The following is a 1,122-nucleotide window of genomic DNA, read 5'->3' as shown; positions in this document are numbered from 1 at the left end:
GGATTGTCAACACTTTTTTGTACAATTTTTATTCGGTCATTTTTGCTAGCCGATATTCTACTGGAGTCATATAATTCAGAGAACCATGAATACGTTTGTTGTTATACCATAATACATAACTTCGTAATTCTTTTTTAAGCTCTTCCAAATTCTTAAAAATCTTATTAAATGCAAATTCTGTTTTTATAATTTTATACCCAGCTTCATCAACTGCATTATCATAAGGGCATCCTTTTTTGCTTAAGGAACGCTGTATCTTAAAAGCTTCTAAAACTTCGTCTATTATCTTATTTTTAAATTCATTGCCCCTGTCAGTATGGAATATTTTTACTTTACTTAAATTTATATTAGTGCTCATAAACGCTTCATAAACTAATTCAGCATCTTTTTTAGGACCTGCTGAATAACCTACTATTTCTCTATTAAAGAGGTTGATTAATAGGCATATGTAATGCCATTTACCAGCCACATTAACATATGTAAGATCACTTACTACTATTTCTAGATCACTTCTATTATCAAAGTCTCTATTTACTATATTATCTACCTTTTCCTCATTACAACTGGCTTTATGCACCTTGTACTGTTTTACAGTGTAATTAGAAACCAATCTGTACTTGTCCATAATTTGTCTTATCTTTCTTCTTGATGCTATTATGTTTTGCTTTTTTAATTCTATTTTTATCTTTCTTGAACTATAATTGTTCTTACTCTCTCTAAATATAGATATAACTGCATTTTCAAGCTTAGTATTATAGACTCTAGTTTTTTTCTTATAATATACTAAGCTTCTTGGAATATTTAATACTCTACACATTGCGCTGATACTGTACTTTTCTTTGTTTGCTAGAATTATTTCTATTTTCGTGCCATTATCAGCGCTGCTTGCTTTAAAATATCATTTTCCATCATCAATTGTTTATTTTCCTTACGGAGACGTATTAGCTCGTTCTCTTCCTCGGTACGATTATCTTTAGCCTTGAAAGACCCAGAATTGCTATAATCATTTACCCACTTTACTATTGTTGATTTTGCTATTTGATATTCTCTTGATATCTCTGATGTTGATTTACCATTTTGTTTTAGTGCTACTATTTGCTTTTTAAAATCATCTGTATAATT

General features: G+C 29.5%; 1 protein-coding gene. It reads right to left on the bottom strand.

Translation table 11 applies throughout. The features are described 5' to 3' along the window. Positions 1 to 28: 28 nt before the first annotated feature. Positions 29 to 1,122, bottom strand: a protein-coding gene (locus Q428_RS14075) for an IS3 family transposase (RefSeq protein WP_152539156.1) whose coding sequence is annotated in 2 segments (ribosomal slippage) — positions 29 to 894 and positions 894 to 1,122 — 1,095 coding nt annotated over the 2 segments. Because the reading frame shifts where the segments join, the coding sequence is not laid out codon by codon here. This gene is flagged as partial in the annotation.

The sequence above is a fragment of the Fervidicella metallireducens AeB genome, assembly GCF_000601455.1.
GTDB lineage: Bacteria > Bacillota > Clostridia > Clostridiales > Caloramatoraceae > Fervidicella > Fervidicella metallireducens.
This window is presented reverse-complemented; position numbering and strand designations above follow the sequence as displayed.